General features: G+C 72.4%; 16 protein-coding genes. 3 read left to right on the top strand and 13 right to left on the bottom strand.

Going from position 1 to position 16,602, the window contains the following annotated elements; translation table 11 throughout:
- Nucleotides 1–3: 3 nt before the first annotated feature.
- Entirely contained in the window at nucleotides 4–1,227 is a 1,224-nt protein-coding gene (locus tag AMK25_RS31035; RefSeq protein WP_083664883.1) for an MFS transporter, read from the bottom strand.
- A gap of 56 nt (nucleotides 1,228–1,283) precedes the next feature.
- Between AMK25_RS31035 and AMK25_RS31030 the strand changes: the two genes are divergently transcribed.
- The gene (locus AMK25_RS31030) at nucleotides 1,284–1,751 is read left to right on the top strand and encodes a MarR family winged helix-turn-helix transcriptional regulator (protein WP_073831910.1); all 468 of its coding nucleotides are present in this window, start codon (nucleotides 1,284–1,286) and stop codon (nucleotides 1,749–1,751) included.
- A gap of 55 nt (nucleotides 1,752–1,806) precedes the next feature.
- Here AMK25_RS31030 and mctP read toward each other — a convergent pair whose 3' ends face one another.
- The 7 genes from mctP to AMK25_RS30995 form a co-directional block, all read right to left on the bottom strand.
- Nucleotides 1,807–3,462: a monocarboxylate uptake permease MctP gene (gene mctP, locus AMK25_RS31025; protein WP_073831909.1), complete on the bottom strand. Its 1,656-nt coding sequence runs from the start codon at nucleotides 3,460–3,462 to the stop codon at nucleotides 1,807–1,809.
- Nucleotides 3,462–3,704, bottom strand: coding sequence for a DUF3311 domain-containing protein (locus AMK25_RS31020; RefSeq protein ID WP_073831908.1), 243 nt, complete (start codon nucleotides 3,702–3,704; stop codon nucleotides 3,462–3,464). The genes mctP and AMK25_RS31020 overlap by 1 nt, the downstream gene beginning before the upstream one ends.
- Nucleotides 3,705–3,830: 126 nt before the next feature.
- Nucleotides 3,831–4,982, bottom strand: a complete 1,152-nt coding sequence (locus AMK25_RS31015) for a bifunctional RNase H/acid phosphatase (protein ID WP_073831907.1) — start codon at nucleotides 4,980–4,982, stop codon at nucleotides 3,831–3,833.
- A 5-nt stretch (nucleotides 4,983–4,987) separates the two neighbouring features.
- Nucleotides 4,988–5,725, bottom strand: coding sequence for a zinc ribbon domain-containing protein (locus AMK25_RS31010; protein WP_073831906.1), 738 nt, complete (start codon nucleotides 5,723–5,725; stop codon nucleotides 4,988–4,990).
- Entirely contained in the window at nucleotides 5,715–6,572 is an 858-nt protein-coding gene (locus AMK25_RS31005) for a Nif3-like dinuclear metal center hexameric protein (RefSeq protein WP_073831905.1), read from the bottom strand. Before AMK25_RS31005 ends, AMK25_RS31010 begins: the two co-directional genes overlap by 11 nt.
- An 89-nt stretch (nucleotides 6,573–6,661) precedes the next feature.
- Complete coding sequence (locus AMK25_RS31000) at nucleotides 6,662–7,243, bottom strand: flavoprotein (protein ID WP_073831904.1); 582 nt, start codon at nucleotides 7,241–7,243, stop codon at nucleotides 6,662–6,664.
- Nucleotides 7,240–8,469, bottom strand: coding sequence for a helix-turn-helix domain-containing protein (locus tag AMK25_RS30995; protein WP_073831903.1), 1,230 nt, complete (start codon nucleotides 8,467–8,469; stop codon nucleotides 7,240–7,242). Before AMK25_RS30995 ends, AMK25_RS31000 begins: the two co-directional genes overlap by 4 nt.
- A 217-nt stretch (nucleotides 8,470–8,686) precedes the next feature.
- On the opposite strand from AMK25_RS30995, the gene AMK25_RS30990 reads away from it, so the two are divergent.
- Nucleotides 8,687–9,358, top strand: coding sequence for a bifunctional DNA primase/polymerase (locus tag AMK25_RS30990; protein WP_073831902.1), 672 nt, complete (start codon nucleotides 8,687–8,689; stop codon nucleotides 9,356–9,358).
- 281 nt (nucleotides 9,359–9,639) lie between these two features.
- Here AMK25_RS30990 and AMK25_RS30985 read toward each other — a convergent pair whose 3' ends face one another.
- The 5 genes from AMK25_RS30985 to AMK25_RS30965 are packed head-to-tail and all read right to left on the bottom strand — an operon-like array spanning nucleotide 9,640 to nucleotide 15,868.
- Nucleotides 9,640–10,359, bottom strand: coding sequence for an FAD:protein FMN transferase (locus AMK25_RS30985; RefSeq protein WP_073831934.1), 720 nt, complete (start codon nucleotides 10,357–10,359; stop codon nucleotides 9,640–9,642).
- 35 nt (nucleotides 10,360–10,394) lie between these two features.
- On the bottom strand, nucleotides 10,395–10,991 hold the full coding sequence (locus AMK25_RS30980) for an FMN-binding protein (RefSeq protein WP_073831901.1): 597 nt from the start codon (nucleotides 10,989–10,991) through the stop codon (nucleotides 10,395–10,397).
- 13 nt (nucleotides 10,992–11,004) lie between these two features.
- Nucleotides 11,005–12,420 (bottom strand): ferredoxin reductase family protein, encoded by a 1,416-nt coding sequence (locus AMK25_RS30975; protein WP_073831900.1) that lies wholly within the window; start codon nucleotides 12,418–12,420, stop codon nucleotides 11,005–11,007.
- Nucleotides 12,417–13,796: a DUF1501 domain-containing protein gene (locus AMK25_RS30970; protein WP_073831899.1), complete on the bottom strand. Its 1,380-nt coding sequence runs from the start codon at nucleotides 13,794–13,796 to the stop codon at nucleotides 12,417–12,419. The genes AMK25_RS30975 and AMK25_RS30970 overlap by 4 nt, the downstream gene beginning before the upstream one ends.
- An 8-nt stretch (nucleotides 13,797–13,804) precedes the next feature.
- Nucleotides 13,805–15,868 (bottom strand): DUF1800 domain-containing protein, encoded by a 2,064-nt coding sequence (locus AMK25_RS30965; RefSeq protein WP_073831898.1) that lies wholly within the window; start codon nucleotides 15,866–15,868, stop codon nucleotides 13,805–13,807.
- A gap of 445 nt (nucleotides 15,869–16,313) precedes the next feature.
- On the opposite strand from AMK25_RS30965, the gene AMK25_RS30960 reads away from it, so the two are divergent.
- Nucleotides 16,314–16,571, top strand: coding sequence for a DUF3040 domain-containing protein (locus AMK25_RS30960; protein WP_043329246.1), 258 nt, complete (start codon nucleotides 16,314–16,316; stop codon nucleotides 16,569–16,571).
- Nucleotides 16,572–16,602 lie beyond the last annotated feature (31 nt).

Raw genomic sequence — 16,602 nt, 5'->3', positions numbered from 1 at the left:
CGGTCAGTAGGCCTCCCCGACCGGCTCCTCCGGGGCGTGCTCGGCACGGCGGGCGGCCCGGTTCCAGATCACCCGTTCGCCGTAGCCGGCCGCCATCAGGTGACCGAACGCCAGGTAGACCAGCACACCGGTGGCGAGCACCGCGAAGCCGACCCAGAACGGCAGGGCGAGGCTGTCCTCGGCCAGCTTGCCGGAGATGATCGGCGCAGGCGCGGCGGCGCCCCAGCGGACCAGGTTGAACGCGCCGGTGGCGACGCGGCGGTCGGCGGAGCCGAGCCCTAACGCCAGGTCGGTCAGGTTGGCGTTGGCGAGGCCCATGAACAGGCCGGCGACGACCAGGACGACGAGCGACATGGCGGTGCCGGTGGAGGTGGCGAACAGGACCATGCAGACCAGCAGGCCGAGCAGGGCGACGCCGACGGTCTGCACCGCGCCGATGCGGTGGGCGAGCCGGTGCCCGATCAGCAGGATGCCGGCGGCCAGACCGAGGCCCCAGCCGGTGAACGCCAGACCGAGCGGGATGACGTCGAGGCGCAGGAACAGCGGCGTGTAGCCGAGTACGACGAAGAAGACGAAGTTGTACGCGGCGGTGACCGCGCAGAGCGTCACGAACGCGGGCTTGCGGTAGGTGGCGAAGATCTGGCCGACGCGTACCGGCTGTTGCTTGTGTGCTGGTTCGCGCAGCTTGCGGGTGGCGACGCCGAGCGCGAGCACCATGAACACGCCGCAGACGAAGAACGGCAGCCGCCAGCTCACCTCGCCGAGCAGGCCGCCGATGAGCGGGCCGACGGCGAAGCCGAGCCCGAGGGCGGTCTCGAACAGGCCGACCACCCATTCCCTGTCGTTCGCGAGGTTGACCAGCACCACCATGGCGGTGGCGAAGAACATCGCGTTGCCCAGGCCCCAGACGCCGCGCAGCACGGACAGCTGCACGATGTCGTTGCTGAACGAAGCGAGGATCGCGGCGAGGCCGACCACGGAGACGCCGGTGACGAGCACCGGCTTGAAGCCGAACCGCCCGCTGGCCAGCGTCGCCGGGATCATGCCGACGGCCATGACCGCGATGTACGCGGTGAAGAGCAACTCGACCTGCCAGGCGGTGACGCCGATCGCCTCGCCGATGGCGGGCAGGATCGGGTCGACGACGGCGATGCCGGCGATGGCGAGGAACGCGACGAGCGTGGTGGCGTAGATGGCACTGCGGTTGGGCTCGGATCGGCGATCCACTCCGCAACCTCCCAGATAGCTGTATCCTACAGGTATTTTCCTTGTATGATACAGCTATGAGCGGTGACGACCACATCCACGAGGCCACCCTCGGCCGGATCGAAACCGAGGTCGCGTTGCTGATGCGACTGGGCGAAGCCACCCGCCGGGGCACCGGCACGACGGAGCACCGGCTGCTCGACCGCGCCGCCTACGTGATCCTGCGACACCTGGACGCGGCCGGCGCGCAGAACGTCTCGGCGCTCGCCGCACGGCTGAGCCTGGACGGCTCCACTGTCACCCGGCAGGTCTCCGCGCTCCAGCGCGACGGCCTGATCTCGCGTACCCCCGACCCGGCCGACGGGCGCGGCACGGTGATCTCCGCGACGGCGGCCGGGCTGCAGCGGATGGCCGCCGTGCGGGCGGCCCGCACCCGGCTGTACGGCGACATCCTCGCCGCCTGGCCCGAGGCGGACCGGGAGACGCTGGCGGACATGTTGCACCGTCTCAACGAGGCGCTCGACGCACGCAACCGCCGCCGCTGAGGTGTTAGGAAGGGCCCCTTTCAATGCACGAGGCGTTAATAAGGGGCCCTTCCTTTCATGCCACGGGCTCGCGGGCGGAGTCCGCGTCGCGGTCGGCGCCGGGTGTCACGCGCGGGTCGCCCTCGTCGGCGAAGTAGTCGTCCGGCGTGGTGTGGTCGGGGCCGTCGGCCACCTTCGCGGCGCGCAGCACCAGCGTGAGCAGCGCGGCCACCACCAGGTTCACCAGCACCGCCACGATGCCCACGTAGATGGTCTTCGGCGTGTCGAAGCCGAACTTCTCCAACGGGAACGCCGACCCGGCGAAGTGCTTCTTCCCGGTCGCCGGGTTGCCGATCTGGTAGAGCATCCACATACCGAGGCCCATGCCGGCCGCCCAGCCGGCGATCAGCGCGCCCCTGTGGAACCAGCGGGTGTAGAGGCCCAGCGCCACCGCCGGCAGCGTCTGCAGGATGATCACGCCGCCGATGAGCTGGAGGTCGATGGAGAACTGCGGGTCGAGGAAGACGATGCAGGCCACCGCGCCGACCTTCACCACCAGCGAAGTGATCTTCGAGACGTTCGCCTCCTGCGCCGGGGTGGCGTCCCGCTTCAGGTACTCCTTGTAGATGTTGCGGGTGAACAGGTTCGCCGCCGCGATCGACATGATCGCCGCGGGGACCAGCGCGCCGATGCCGATGGCGGCGTACGCCACCCCGGCGAACCAGTCGGGGAACTGCTGGTCGAACAGCAGCGGCACCACCGTGTTGCCGTCGGTGGTGCCCTCCTTCGCCCCGGGCAGCGGCTTCACGTTCGCCGCGATGGCCATGTAGCCGAGCAGCGCGATCAACCCCAGCAGCAGGCTGTACGCGGGCAGCGCGGACATGTTCCGCTTGATCACGTCGCGGTTCCGGCTGGCCAGCACGCCGGTGATGCTGTGCGGGTAGAGGAACAGCGCCAGCGCCGAGCCGAACGCCAGCGTCACGTACTGGATCTGGTTGTTCTGGTTGAGCAGGATGCCGTCGCCGGGCGCGGGTGACGCCTGGAACTTCGCGTCGGCGGCGTCGAAGATGGCACCCCAGCCGCCGAGCTTGTACGGCAGCCAGATCACCGCGACCAGGATCACGATGTAGATCAGCGAGTCCTTGACGAACGCGATCAGCGCCGGGGCGCGCAGCCCGGACTGGTACGTGTACGCGGCCAGGATCGCGAACGCGATGATGATCGGCAGGTGCCGGGCCAGCGCGCTGTCCCCGGTGACGCCCATGGTCTTGAGCACCGCCTCGATGCCGACCAGTTGCAGCGCGATGTACGGCATGGTGGCGACGATGCCGGTGATCGCGACGAGCAGCGCCAGGATCGGCGAGCCGAACCGGTTGCGGACGAAGTCGGCGGGCGTGACGAAGCCGTGCCGGTGCGAGACCGACCAGAGCCGGCACAGCACCAGGAACACCAGGGGGTAGATGACGATCGTGTACGGCACCGCGAAGAACCCCGCCGCGCCGGCTCCGAAGATGAGCGCCGGGACCGCCACGAACGTGTACGCGGTGTAGAGGTCACCGCCGACCAGGAACCAGGTGATCCAGCCGCCGAAGCTGCGCCCACCCAGTCCCCACTCGTCCAGGTGGGCCATGTCTCTTGGTCTGCGCCACCTGGCCGCCACGAAGCCCATGGCGCTGACCAGCAGGAACAGCAGCGTGAAGACGATGATCTCGGTGAGGTGGTCCCGCCACATCAGCGGTCACCCCGCTTCTTGGTCATCTGGTAGACCAGCGTGGTGGTGGCGACGCCCAGCAGGATCCAGGCCAGTTGCAGCCAGTAAAAGCGCGGGAAGCCGAACAGCCGGGGCGAGTCGGCGTTGAACAGCGCCGGGATCAGCGGCACCACGATCGGGATGAAGAGCAACCAGTTCCAGGGACTCTTGTCCTTCGCCCTGGATCGCGCCGTGTCGAGCGCCTCCGGTTCCGGTTCGGACATGTGACACCCTCCGGGCATTCGTAGCGGGCCATGTGACGGCCGGAGGCTACGACCCTGTGACGGGGGTCACGTCCAATCGGGTGATGTCGATGCGCCGAACGGCCGCCGACATGCGCCGAGCGGCCGTCAGACGTCCGTGAGGTGCGAGGTGTCGTTCACCGAGCGGACCGCGACGCCGCCGTCCGGGTACAGGTCCAGCACCGAGATACCAGCGGTGTCCAGGTAGAGCCGGTGCAGGAACGCGTCGCCGGCCGCTAGCGCGTCGCGCAGCACCAGCTTGATCGGCGAGACGTGGGAGACCACCACGACGGTCTCCCCCGGGTACGCCGACCGCAGCCGGTCGACGGCCCGCCCGGTGCGCTCGGCGACTGTCACGAACGACTCGCCCCGCGGCGGAGCGACCCGGGTGGAGGCGAGCCAGGCGTCCAGTTCCGCCGCCCAGCGCTCGCGTACCTCGGCGAACGTGTGCCCCTCCCAGACGCCGAAGTCGCATTCGATCAGGTCGTCGTCGGTGCGTACCGGCGGGTTGCCGACCTGGGCGGCGATCTCCTCGGCGGTGGCCGTGCACCGGGACAGCGGTGAGCTGACCACTGCCGCGACGGACGGGGCCAGCGCGGCCACCCGGGCGGCGGTGGCCCGGGCCTGGGCCCGGCCCCGGTCGGTCAGCGGCACGTCGCCCCGGCCGGAGTAGTGCTTCTGCACGGTGCGCTCGGTCTCGCCGTGCCGCACCAGGATCAGCCGGGTGGCCTCCTCGGTCGGGCGCGGCTCCCAGGAGGCGGGCGTGGTGGCCGGGTCGGTGCCGGTGGCCCGGACGACAGCCGCCTCCCGCGCCGCGGCCTTCCCGGCGCCCGCCGGGGCAGCACCCGAGGCGGCGGCGTCCATGGCCGCGTTGGCGAGGGCGTCGGCGTGCCGGTTGCGCTCCCGGGGCACCCAGGTGAACCGTACGGCGGTGAACCGGCTGACCAGCCCGGCCGCCTGGGCGGCGAGCGGGCGCAGCCCGGGGTGCTTGATCTGCCAGCGGCCGCACATCTGCTCGACGACCAGCTTGGAGTCCATCCGCGCCTCGACCTCGGCCGCGCCCAGCTCGGCGGCGGCCTCCAGCCCGGCGATCAGGCCCCGGTACTCGGCCACGTTGTTCGTGGCAGTGCCGATCGACTCCGACCGCTCGGCCAGCACCTCGCCGGTCTCCGGGTCCCGGACCACAGCGCCGTAACCGGCCGGGCCCGGGTTGCCCCGGGAGCCGCCGTCGGCCTCGATGACTACTGCGCGCACCGCCACGGCGGCTACAGTCCCGACTCGTTGGTCCGGACCATGATCCGCCGGCACTCCTCGCAGCGGACCACGTCGTCCGGGTCGGCCTTGCGGATGCGGGCCAGGTCGGCGCCGGACATCTCCAGCCGGCAGCCGCCGCAGCGGCCACCGGTGAGCAGCGCGGCGCCCATGCCGGTGTCCTCGCGGATCTTGTCGTAGAGGCCGACCAGGTCCGAGGGGAGGTCACCGGCGAGCGGCTGGCGGGCGGTGCGCTTGAACTCCTCCTCCTTGGCGATCTCGGCCAGGGTCTCGTCGCGGCGCTGCTCGGTCGCGGCGCGGCGGTCCCGGGTCTCGGCGAGCCGGCTCTCGATGCCGTCGAGCACACCCTGCGCGGTCTCCCGCTGCTCCATCAGCTCCAGCTCGGCGTCCTCCAGGTCGCTCTGCCGGCGGTTCAGCGAGACCAGCTCGTGCTGGAGGGCCTCCAGCTCGCGGGCCGGGCCGCTGCCCGAGGCCAGCCGCGCCTCGTCCTTGCTCTTGCGCGCCCGTACCTGGTCGACGTCCTTCTCGATCCGGGCGATGTCCCGGTCCAGGTCGTCGACCGCCACCTGGGCGCGGACCCGCTCGTCCTCCAGCGCGGACAGCTCACGCGCCAGGGCCTCCAGCTCGGCCCGTTCCGGCAGGCTGCGGCGGCGGTGCGCGAGCTGCGCCAGCGCGGTGTCGATCGCCTGGAGGTCGAGCAGGCGGCGCTGCACCTTCGGGTCAGCCTTCACGTCGGGGCTCCTTGTCGTCCGGCCGGGGCGCGGCGGCGTGCACGGTCCACGGGTCGGTGTCCAGGTCGGACACCACGGTCTCGACGCCCAGCTCGCCGGTCAGGTGGGCGGCCAGGTCGTCCAGCCAGGGTCGCTCCGTCGCCCAGTGGGCGGCGTCCAGCAGCGCCGGGCCGCCCGCGGCGAGGTGTTCCCCGGCCGGGTGGTGACGCAGGTCCGCGGTGAGGAACGCGTCCACCCCGGCCGCGGTCGCCTCGGCGAGGAAGCCGTCCCCCGAGCCGCCGCTGACGGCGAGGGTACGAACCATACGCCCGGGATCCCCGGCGGCGCGAACGCCCCAGGCGGTGACCGGGAGCACGGCGGCGGCCAGCCGGGTCAGCTCGGTCAGCGTCACCGGCTCGGGCAGCTCGCCGATGCGGCCGATGCCCCGGCCGGGCCCGTCGGCGGGCGAGCCGGGGCGGGGCGGGTGCAGCGGGCGCAGCCCGGTCAGCCCGAACCGGGCGGCGAGCGCGTCGGACACGCCGGGATCGGCCACGTCGGCGTTGGTGTGCGCCACGTACAGCGCAACGTCCGCCTTGATCAACCGGTGCACGATCCGGCCCTTGTACGTGGTGGCGGCCACCGAGGAGACGCCCCGCAGCAGCAGCGGGTGATGCGCGACGATCATGTCCGCGCCGGCGTCGAGGGCCTCCTCCACGGTCTCCGGCACCACGTCCACCACGCAGGTGATCCGGCGTACCGGGTGGTCGGGCTCGCCCACCACCAGGCCGACCCGGTCCCACTCCTCGGCCCAGGCGGGCGGATAACGGCGGTCCAGGGCGGCCACCACGTCGGCGACGGTTGTGCTCACGGGCGGCCAGCTTACCGGCGTCCGGGCCGGTACACGCCGACCGCCGTCGGGCGTGGCTCCCGGGCGCGCCGGGAGCCACGCTCACACCGTCAGCCGACCGGGGCTACCGGCCGGTCCGCGCCGCGCAGGGCGGCCAGGCCGGCGTCCCAGGGGAAGGCGTCCGCGCGCCGCTCCCCCGTGCCGGGCGGATGCAGGCGTACGACGTGGTCGCCGAAGACCACTCGGACGCCCCACCCGGCCAGCCGGTCGAGGCTGGCCCGGAACGCCGGGTGCCCGGCCATCGCCACGTTCGTGTACGGGACGGCAGCGATCGGCACCCCCATCCCCTGCGCCTCGACCAGCAGGCCGAGCGCGAGGGTGTCGGTGATGCCGACCGCCCACTTGTTGATCGTGTTGACGGTGGCCGGGCACACCAGCATGGCGTCCGCCGGGGGCAGCACGTCCAGGTCACCCGGGTTCTTGTAGTGCGTACGGACCGGGTGGCCGGTCTGCCGGGCCAGGGCCGCCCGGTCGACGAACTTCGCGCCGTCCGGGGTGGTGACCACGCAGACCGTCCACTCCTCCTGCTGGGCGAGGTCGACCAGCCGGCCGACGTGACGGGCCAGCGGCGAACCGCAGGCGATGACATAGAGCACCCGCCGGTGCCCGCTCGCGGTCTCCGGACCGCTCATACTCCGACTCCCATGTGCTCAGCCAACTCCGCGATCGGCGGAGGCGGCGCACCACGTGTGCGACGGAGAATCTCAGACATCAATTCGTGCGCTATCGGCCGGCACCGGATCTCGGAGGGGGCGAGCCGGTCACCGCGCAGCAACATGTCCCCGGCGTTGGCGACGTCGCCGATCTGGGAGTAGCCCCGGGCCAGGTCGAGCAGGTGGTGCGCGCGGCGTTCCGGCAGCAGCGCGTTGAACGCGGGCTCGGACAGCCGCAGGTGCGTCTCCACCGCCCGGCCGCCGTCGCCCAGCTCGACGGCGGCGGCGGCCCGGTGCAGCTCCAGGTTGGTCGGCCCGAAGGAGGTCCAGTAGTAGTTGTGGTCGCCGCCGAGCATCGTCGCCGCCTCGTCCGCGCCGGCGAGCAGGTCGTCCACTGTCGCCGAGTCGCCGATCCGGGCGGCGGCCATCGCGCCCTGCAACAGCAGCATGCCGTAGACGGAGAGACGTTCGGGCCGGACGTCGTTGTCGCCACCGGGCGCGAGCCGGCCGGCGATGCGCACGTTGAGCTCCAGCGCGGGGCGGGGGCGGCCCATCGCGACGAGCGCGTTGCAGACCCTCGTGGTGGCGATCCCGGCCAGCAGCGGGTCGTCGGCCCGCTGGGCCACCGCCATCGACCGGTCGGCGGCCAGCCAGGCGAGGTCGCACTCGCCGAGCTTGCGCAGCACCGAGGAGGCGATCTGGTAGACCTGCCCGAGCAGGTGGGCGGCCTCGCGTACCTGGTCGCCGGCGGCGTAGCCGGCGTCCGCCGCCTGGGCGTCGCGCAGCAGCTTGGGCAGCGCGCGGGTGAGCATGCCGTACCGGCCGTACTGGTAGGTCAGCCAGGCGTGGTTCACGGCCTTGCGCATGTCGGCCAGCGGCGGGGGGCAGGGCGCCGCGTCGAAGTAGGCGCTCATCGAGTCGTACCGCTCCAGGGCGGTGCGGATCTCCTCCACCTCGACCTGGTCGATGCAGTTGAGCGCGTCGGCACGCCGCTCCGGGTCCTTGCCGTGCAGCAACTGCACGTCGATCTGGAGGATGTCGGCGATCTCGTAGAGGACGGAGAACTTGTCGAGCCGGCGGACGCCACGCTCCACCTTGTCCACCCAGCTCTTGGACTTGCCGAGCCGGTCGGCGAAGACCTGCTGGGACATCTTGCGCCGGCTCCGCCAGTACGCCACCCGCCGGCCTATGGGTAGTTCGTCCATCCCTGCTCCCTCCCCCTCACGGCGCCGGCCGCTCCTCCCACGTCTCCCAGGCTTTCCCTGGTCGCACAGGTTGTGCGTCCACCGACCAGCCAGTTCTCGTAGTTTTCGTGCAAGTTGCACCGACCGTTAGTCACCACAACGAGTGTGGGTTACGGCAGTGACGGCTTTCGACGTGTGGCATGTGGACAGTTTGGCGGGATGAGAGGGGATGTCAGACATGTGGAGGAATGTCCGACCGCGCGTCGCTCACCTGTCCCCGCTGGAACGGGTCCGGCTGCGCCGCGTCGCGGTGCGGTACGCGCTGCACGGCTGGCCGGTCACCCCCGGCGCCTGCCTGGCCAACAGCCGCTTCGTCTGCGGCCGGGCCGGCTGCCCCACAGTGGGCTGCCATCCCGCGCTCGAGGACTGGGAGCACGCCGCCAGCACCGACCCGGCCCGGGTGGCCACCTGGTGGCGCAGCCGCCCGCACGGCGTCCTGCTTCCCACCGGGCACGCGTTCGACGTGCTCGAGGTCGCCGCCCACCTGGGCCGGCAGGTGCTCGACGCGGTCGCCACCCATCCCGCCGGGTTCGGCGTACGCGGACCGGCGCTGGTCACCCCGACCGGCCGCTGGATGTTCCTGGTCCGCCCCGGCGACCCGCTGCGCCCGGAGCTGGAGCACTGCTTCCACGTGGTACGCCACGGACCCGGCTCGTGGATCCCCGCTCCGCCGACCCGGCTGCCGGAGGGGACGGTGCGCTGGGCGGTCGCCCCGGAGCAGGCCCGCTGGCAGCTGCCCGACTCCTACCTGGTGCAGAACGCGCTGATCGCCGCGTTACGCGCGGCCGGCGTGACGCTCGGCACGGACCTGTTCCCCGGCCACCTCCCGCTCCCCCGGCGGGGCCGCTGATCTCCCCGTCCGCCCCGGACGGGTGCCTGACAGCGACCTCCCCGGCACCGCACTCGTTGAACCTGGCGAGGGCGCGTGCGCGCCAGAGCGGGGGTTTTGACCATGTCCAGGGACGACGCTGCCCGCCACACCGGCGGTACCGAGCCGGCGCGGCCCCGCCGCCGTCTGCATCCGTGGGCCTTCACCCGCCCCTTGGGCGTCCGCCCTGGCCGCCCTCGCCCCACCGGCTCCCGCCCCGCCATCCTCCACCGCCCTCTCCGCTGACCCACCCACCCCGGGGATCAGGCAGGGAGGGTGCGGGAGTGGTGTTGGTGGGCGTCCTCGGTGACCACGGCGTGCTGCCAGGGGGACGGCAGGCCGTCCAGCCAGATGAGGCCGGGTCCGCCCATGGCCACCGCCGCTGTCGCGTACGCGTCGGCTACGCCCAGGTCCGGGCCCACCACCGTCACCGAGCGCAAGCCCTTCGCCGGGGCGCCCCGGCGCGGGTCCACCACGTGGTGCCCGCGCTCGTACACGCCGGAGGTGGCGACCGCCAGGTCGGTGCCGGTCAGCACCAGACAGGTCGCCGCCGGGTCCCAGGGATGCCGCACCCCGATCCGCCACGGTTCCCCGGCCGCGTCGTGGCCGCGTACGCGCACGTCGCCGCCCGCGTTCACGCAGTGGTTCGGCGCGCCGGCGGCCACCAGCCGGTCCGAGGCGACCTGTGCCGCCCAGCCCTTGACGTAGCCGGACGGGTCGAGCCGCCCGGTCGCGTACACGTCGAAGAACCCGTCGGTGGCGGCCCACAGGTCGGCGCAGGCCGCCAGCACGGCGCGCAGGTCGGCGGAGGCGTCGGCGGGCCGCAGCTCGCCCCGGTCCACCCGGCACACCTCGCTGTCGTCCCGGTACGTGCTGAACCGCGCGTCCACCTCGCGCAGCCAGCCGAACGTGTCCTCGGCCAGCTCGTGCAGGGCCCCCGGGGGCAGGTCGTCGGCCAGGTCCAGGCTGATCGCCGTACCCATGATGTGCTCGACCCGGCGCAGGCCGGAACGAACTGTCACGCCTTGTCCAGCGCGGCCTGCAACGACTGCTTGTACGCGGTGCTGGTGTAGGTGGCCCCGGACACCGTGCTCAGGCTGGCGCTCTGCCGGGCCACCACCTCACCCGACGTGCCGCTGTAGCGGGCCTGCACGTCGTCGCTGCGCTGCCCGGACTGCCCACCCAGCGGCAGTCCGATCGCCGTGGCGTCGACGATCCGGCTGCCGCTGAGCGTGATCCGCACCTGCAGTGAGCCGTACTCGTAGGTGACCGACGGCCCGGTCACCGTGCGGGTGGTGACCTTGGGCGCGCTGGTGGTGGTCCGGGGCGCGGCGGGCGTGGTGCGCGTACGGGTGCCGCCCCGGCTGGCCGGGCTGCGGTCGGCGGACGGCTTCGGGGTGGGCTTGGCCGAGGCGCGCGACGACGGCGTGGCGCTGCCGGACGCCGCGGCGGTGGGCGACGGCGGCTCGGGCGCGGCCGAGCCGGCCGGGGCGACCGGCGCCAGCGCGACCGGCACGTCCGGCACGGTCTGCCCGCTGCCCGGCGCGCCCTTGAGCACCACGAGCGCGGTGGTGCCGGCGGCCAGTCCGGTGATCGCGAGAAGCGCGCGACGCATGGTGGTGCCTTTCCTACAGCTCGAACGCGGTCAGGTGGATCTGGCGGCGGGGCACGCCGGCCGCCCGCAGCGCGGCGACCGCCTCGTCGACCAGGCCGCCCGGGCCGCACAGGTAGACGTCGCGCCGGGTCAGGTCGGGCACCAGGCGGCGCAGCCCTTCCGGGTTCATCACCTGGCGGGGGCCGGGGTCGTCGCGGCGGCCGACGACGTACCAGACGGAGGTCTGCCGGGCCTGCGCGAGCCAGTCCAGCTCCTGGTGCAGCAGCACGTCGGCCGGGGTGCTCGCGCGGTAGATCAGTGCCGCGCCGGGCGGCAGCTCCTCCAGCATGGCCCGCAGCGGGGCGATGCCGCTGCCACCGGCGATGAGCAGGGCCCGTTCCCGGGTACGGTGCGCGGCGGTGAACGTGCCGGAGGGGCCCTGCGCCCAGACCCGGGTGCCGGGCGTCAGGTCACGCAGCTCGGCGGTGTACCCGCCGACGACCTTCACCGTGATCCGCAGCCACCTGTCGTTCGCGGCGGCGGAGACGGAGAACGGGTGCGACTGCCACCAGCAGCCGGGGTTGAGGAACCGCCAGCGGAAGAACTGGCCGCCGAGCAGGTCGATCTGGTTGAGCCGCTGCCCGGTCAGGTAGACCGAGACGGTGTCCGGGCTCTCCGCCACCACGTCGGCGACGCGCAGCCGGTGCCGCAGGTTGAACGCCAGCGGCGCGAGCACCCGGCCCCACACCAGCGCGGCCACCACCAGCACGTACCCGGCGATCCAGCCGGTACGCACCAGGCCGGGCTCGTGCAGCTGCGCGCCGTTGCTGAACTGGTGCGCGTACCCGAGCAGCAGCGTCAGGTAGCCGGCCGCGTGCATCAGGTGCCACAGCTCGTACGGCAGGCGGCGGCGCACGGCGCGTACCGCGGTGACCGCGACGGTGACCAGGACGCCGGCCGCGGCGAACGCGGTGATCATGTCCTCGTAGTCGGTCAGCAGCACGCCGACCTCGCCGAGCACCGAGTTGCGCTCCTGGCGGGAGTAGCCGACCACCAGCAGCGACATGTGCGTGAGCACCGCCACCAGCAGCGTCGCGCCGAGATCCCGGTGCAGCCGGGAGATCCGCTCGCCGCCGAGCGCGCGTTCCAGCACGCCGAGCCGGCTCATCATCAGCACCTGGACCAGCAGCAGGTAGCCGGCGATCAGGCCGGTGACCCGGCCGCCCGCGGTGAGCAGGTCGGCGGTGTCGGCGAGCGACCCGGCCGGGGTGTCCAGCCACCACGGCAGGACCGCGGCGACCAGACCCAGCCAGAAGAGCGCGGCGAGCGCGCGCCGGCCGCCGGGGCCGCGGCGCGGACGAGCCGGGGGTACGGGAGCAGCCGGACGGCCGCCGTACGGGGCGGAGTGCCCGGTACGACGGCCGGCGGCGCGGGTTTCCTGGTACGTCACGCGTAGATCTTGACCGGGGTGAACTTCTGCCGGGGGAAGACCTTGTCCACTTCGGCGTTTGTCAGGCCGAAGCGGCCCTGCGCTACCGATCCGTAGACGTTGAACATGTTGTTGTACTCCGGCACGTCGCCGCTGTCCAGCTTGTCCAGCCCGTTCCAGGTGCCGAGCAGCGAGCTGGCGAGCTTGCGGCCGGACAGCACGGTGACCACACCGCCGTGCCCGTGGTCGGTGCCGCCGCCGTTGGAGCCGACCCGGCGGCCGAACTCGCTGGACACCATGATCGTCACGTCCGCCGCCTGGTCGCCCAGGTCGGTGAAGAACGCGGCCATGGCCTTCGCCAACTCGTTGAGCCGCCGCCAGAGCTGGCCGCCCTCGCGGGTGCCCTGGTTCTCGTGGGTGTCGTAGCCACCCATGCCGACCGTGGCCACCCGCACGTTCGCCCCGCCCTTGATGAGCTGGGCGAGCTGCTTGAAGGAGTTGCCGACGCCCTGGTACTCGACGCCTTCGGCGGCGGCGTACGGCTTCGCGGCGAGCTTCTGTGCGGTGGCCAGCGCGCCCATGCCCTCCTGCACCGCCTCCTCGACCGGGTGGTTGATGCCGGTGAACAGGCCGCGGATCGCCTTCTCGGTGGCCGCGCGGAACTTGTCGGCGCCGTTGAGCCGCAGGTCGCCGACGCTGTTGAGGGAGATCGCGCCGTTCACGCCGACCAGCGAGCGGGGCAGCGTGCTGCCGATGCCGACGCTGCGGAACGCGGTGCCCTTGCCGAGCGAGTCGACCAGGCTGTCCAGCCAGCCCCGGCCGCCGGTCTCGCCGGGCAGGCCGCCCAGGTTGCACGCGTCGGCGGCCTGGAAGTGGCTGCGGGACAACCGCGGGTCGGACGCGGCCGGCACGAAGCCGAGCTGACCGGCCTTGAGCCACTTCTCCAGCGGCGCGAACGCGCTGGTGAGCTTGAAGCCGCGGGCCAGCGCCAGCGAGTCCTCGCCGAGCAGCAGGTCGGGGCGGGCCTTGGCGAGCACCGGGTCGCTCGCCGGGGCGACCAGGCTCAGCCCGTCCAGCCCGCCGTAGAGGAAGACGTGGATCAGCGTGCCGGTCTTCGTCGCGGCGAACGACGCCGACGTGGTGACGAACTGGGCGGTGGCCAGCGCGGTCGCGGTGGCCGCGGCGCCCGCGACGAAGGTACGCCGGGTGACGCCCCGGCCGTCCTGCTGGGCCTCCTCGACCTCCTCCAGCCGGCGGTACCGGTCGGCCTCGGCCGCGTTCTCGGCCGCGACGATGTCCGCCTCCGCGCGCAGCAGCGCCTCGGCCGGGTTGTCGGCCAGCCGCCGCAGGTCGGGGCATTCGGGGTGCAGGGGGTACGGGTTCACGGTCATCTCCATCGAATGCCTCACCGGAGGTGGTGCTGGGGGGACGCGAGGATCGTCCGCGCGACCGCGGCGATGGCCCCGTTGAAGGTGGCGTCGACCTTGGCGCTCTCGGCGACCCCGGCCACGGCGAGCACGAGCTTCTTCTCCTTGGCGCTGAGCTTCTGGTGCACCAGCCGCTGGGCCAGCGCGTCCACGTACGCCCCGGCGGTGGCCGGCGGCTTCGCCACCAGCTTCTCCGGCTTGGCGAAGGTGAACTGCTTGCGGTAGCCGGCGATCAGGTCACCGGCCTCGTTCCAGCCGTCGATCATCGTGCCGGCCGAGGTCCAGGCCAGGTAGACGTCGGCGTAGCCGTCCGGGGTGGGCTTGCCCATCGGGTACTGGCCGAGTTCCCGCATCTTGTCCTGGATCTGCCGCAGGCCCTGCGCGAACGGGGTCCGCCGGTTGTCACCGGAGTAGCCGGGGGCCGCCTCCGGCGAGACGCCGAGCGCCCGGTACGTGGCGACCAGGTACTCCATCGGGCGGCGCACCTTCTGACCGACCGCCGCCCAGAACTCCGAGGAGCTGAACAGCGTCGCCAGCACCGGGCGGATCTGCCCCTTGTTCGTGGTGTACGCCTTGGCGAGCCGGTCCACCACGGACTTCGGCGGGGTGTCGGAGACGAACCGGGTGGCGAGGTTCTGCGCCACGTACCGGGCGGTCGACGGGTGCATCGCGATGTAGCGGATGTACGAGTCGATGACCTTGTCGGCGGCCACCGGATCGTCGGAGTTGTTGGCGTGGCTGAACCCGAGGATCTTCACCTTGCCGAGGTAGTGCCGCTCGGCGAAGAACTTGTACTTGCCGTCGGCGACGCCGCGTCCGGTCTGGAGCAGCGCGGCCTGCCGTACGTCCTTCTCGGTGTAGCCGCCGTCGACGCCGACGGAGTACAGCTCCAGGTTCTCGCGGGCCAGGTTCTCGTTGACCGCGTCCTTGCGCGAGTCGACCTGGTTCAGGTAGAGCAGCAGCGCCGGGTGCTTGTTCGCGGCGACGAGCATCTCCGGGTAGCTGCCGAGCGCGTGCTTGCGGATGACGTCCCGGTCGAACGCGTTGCGGTAGTTCTCCCCGCCGTCGAAGTCGGCGGCGACGTGCAGGAAGTCGTTCCAGAAGTCGACCATCACCTCGAACAGCTGCCGGTCCGACCAGATCTGCCGGGCGATGGTGGCGTCCACCGTCTCCCGGGCCGGGTCGACGCCCTTCTCGCTGAGCTGCTCGCGCTGCTCACGCAGCTGGGTCGGACTGAGCTTGAGCGAGGTCAGCTCGGCCAGCTTCAGCTCCGCCTTCGTCGGGGCGATCTTCTCCGGTTCGAGCTGCTGGCGCAGCCAGTCGTCGATGCCGAGCCGCTTGATGTCGGCGAGCATCTTCGGGGTGGCGCCGAACGTGGTGCGGGTGGCGAGGTGCCGGATCGCGTCCTTGGCGAGCACGGTCTTCACCGTCACCTTGGTCGCCGCGGCGGCTTCGGCCGGGCTGCCGTAGAGCCGGCCGCCGGAGGGCGCGTTGCGCTTGAGCGCCTCGCCGGCCCGGGAGCCCATGTAGCTCTCGTTCTGCTCGGTGTAGGTGCGCACGGTGCTGGGCTGCTGGCCGCTCGGCCGCGCCGCGTTGCCGTCGGTGGTGACGGTGCCGGTGGCGTCACCCGGGGCGTCACCTGTGAACAGTCCGCGTACCTGGGGGGACAGCGCGAAGGCGGCGCCACCGGCGACCACCGCGGCCCCGCCGAGGGTGGCCAGCGCGCGGCGGCGACCCCGGTTCGGCGGCTCGTCACCGTCGTCGTCCAGCGTGGGCAGTCCCGGGCCGGGCGGCGGGCCGTACCCGCCGGCGGGCTGGGCGTAGCCGCCCTGCTGGGGGAAGCCGCCCTGCGGCGGGTAGCCACCGGCGCCGGGGGCGAAGCCGTCCGGCCCGACCCACTGCGGGCCGGGCGCGGCGGCGGGGTGAGCGCCGGCGTACGGCGCGGCGTGCGGGTCGCGGTACCCGTCCGGATGGGGGTGCTGGTATCCGTCCCAGCCGCGGTCGTCCCGGGGTCGACGCGGTGGCACGTTCAGGTCGGCCATGTACCTATCCCGTTTTCTTCGAGCGCCGGCACGCCTGCCACCCGGGGGTTGGGTGGCGCAGGGGCGGCGACGGTTGCCGGAGAGTTTGCCTACGGGAAAGTAACCATGCGGCCCCTGCCGCTCAAGGCGCGCCGAACCCGCCCGCGAGCGCACTTAAGACAGTGCTGAGGCCCGCCGCCGGAGCCGGTCGTTGCGGCGGCGGGCCCGGCGGCGCCCGGAGCAGGGCCGACCCGATCACGCGCCGCCCGGAAGCGAGGTTTCGCACCGCGACGACGCCGCCGGGGACGTTCACCGCCTCACCGAAACTTAAGGTACGGATAAGCCTGCGCTGAGAACCTCGTTCCGCCTGTCCGATCCGGCGAAACAGCAGCAGCGGCGGCGCGTGACCGGCCTCCGATCCGGGTATGCCGCCGAACCGCTGAAGCCGTGAGGGGAAGGCACCGCCATGCTCAGCCAAGAGGATCAGCGCAGGTTCGAACAGATCACCCGCCGTCTGCGGGAAAGTGACCCTCGGTTCTTCGCCCGGTTGGACAGCCGGATCAAGGGGCGCCGGGGCCGATACATGATGCTGCTGACGATCGTGCTGTGGGCCTCGCTGCCAGCGATGACAGTACTGGTCGGACGGCTGGCCGGGGCGATCTGCGCCGTGGTGCTGGTAGCCAACGCCGCCGTGATGTGGCGTTTCCGCCGCCGCTTGCTGTAGGTGTAAGGAAGGGCCCCTTCTTAACGCATTC

It is taken from the genome of Micromonospora sp. TSRI0369, assembly GCF_001905625.1.
Classification (GTDB): Bacteria; Actinomycetota; Actinomycetes; order Mycobacteriales; family Micromonosporaceae; genus Micromonospora; species Micromonospora echinospora_A.
This window is presented reverse-complemented; position numbering and strand designations above follow the sequence as displayed.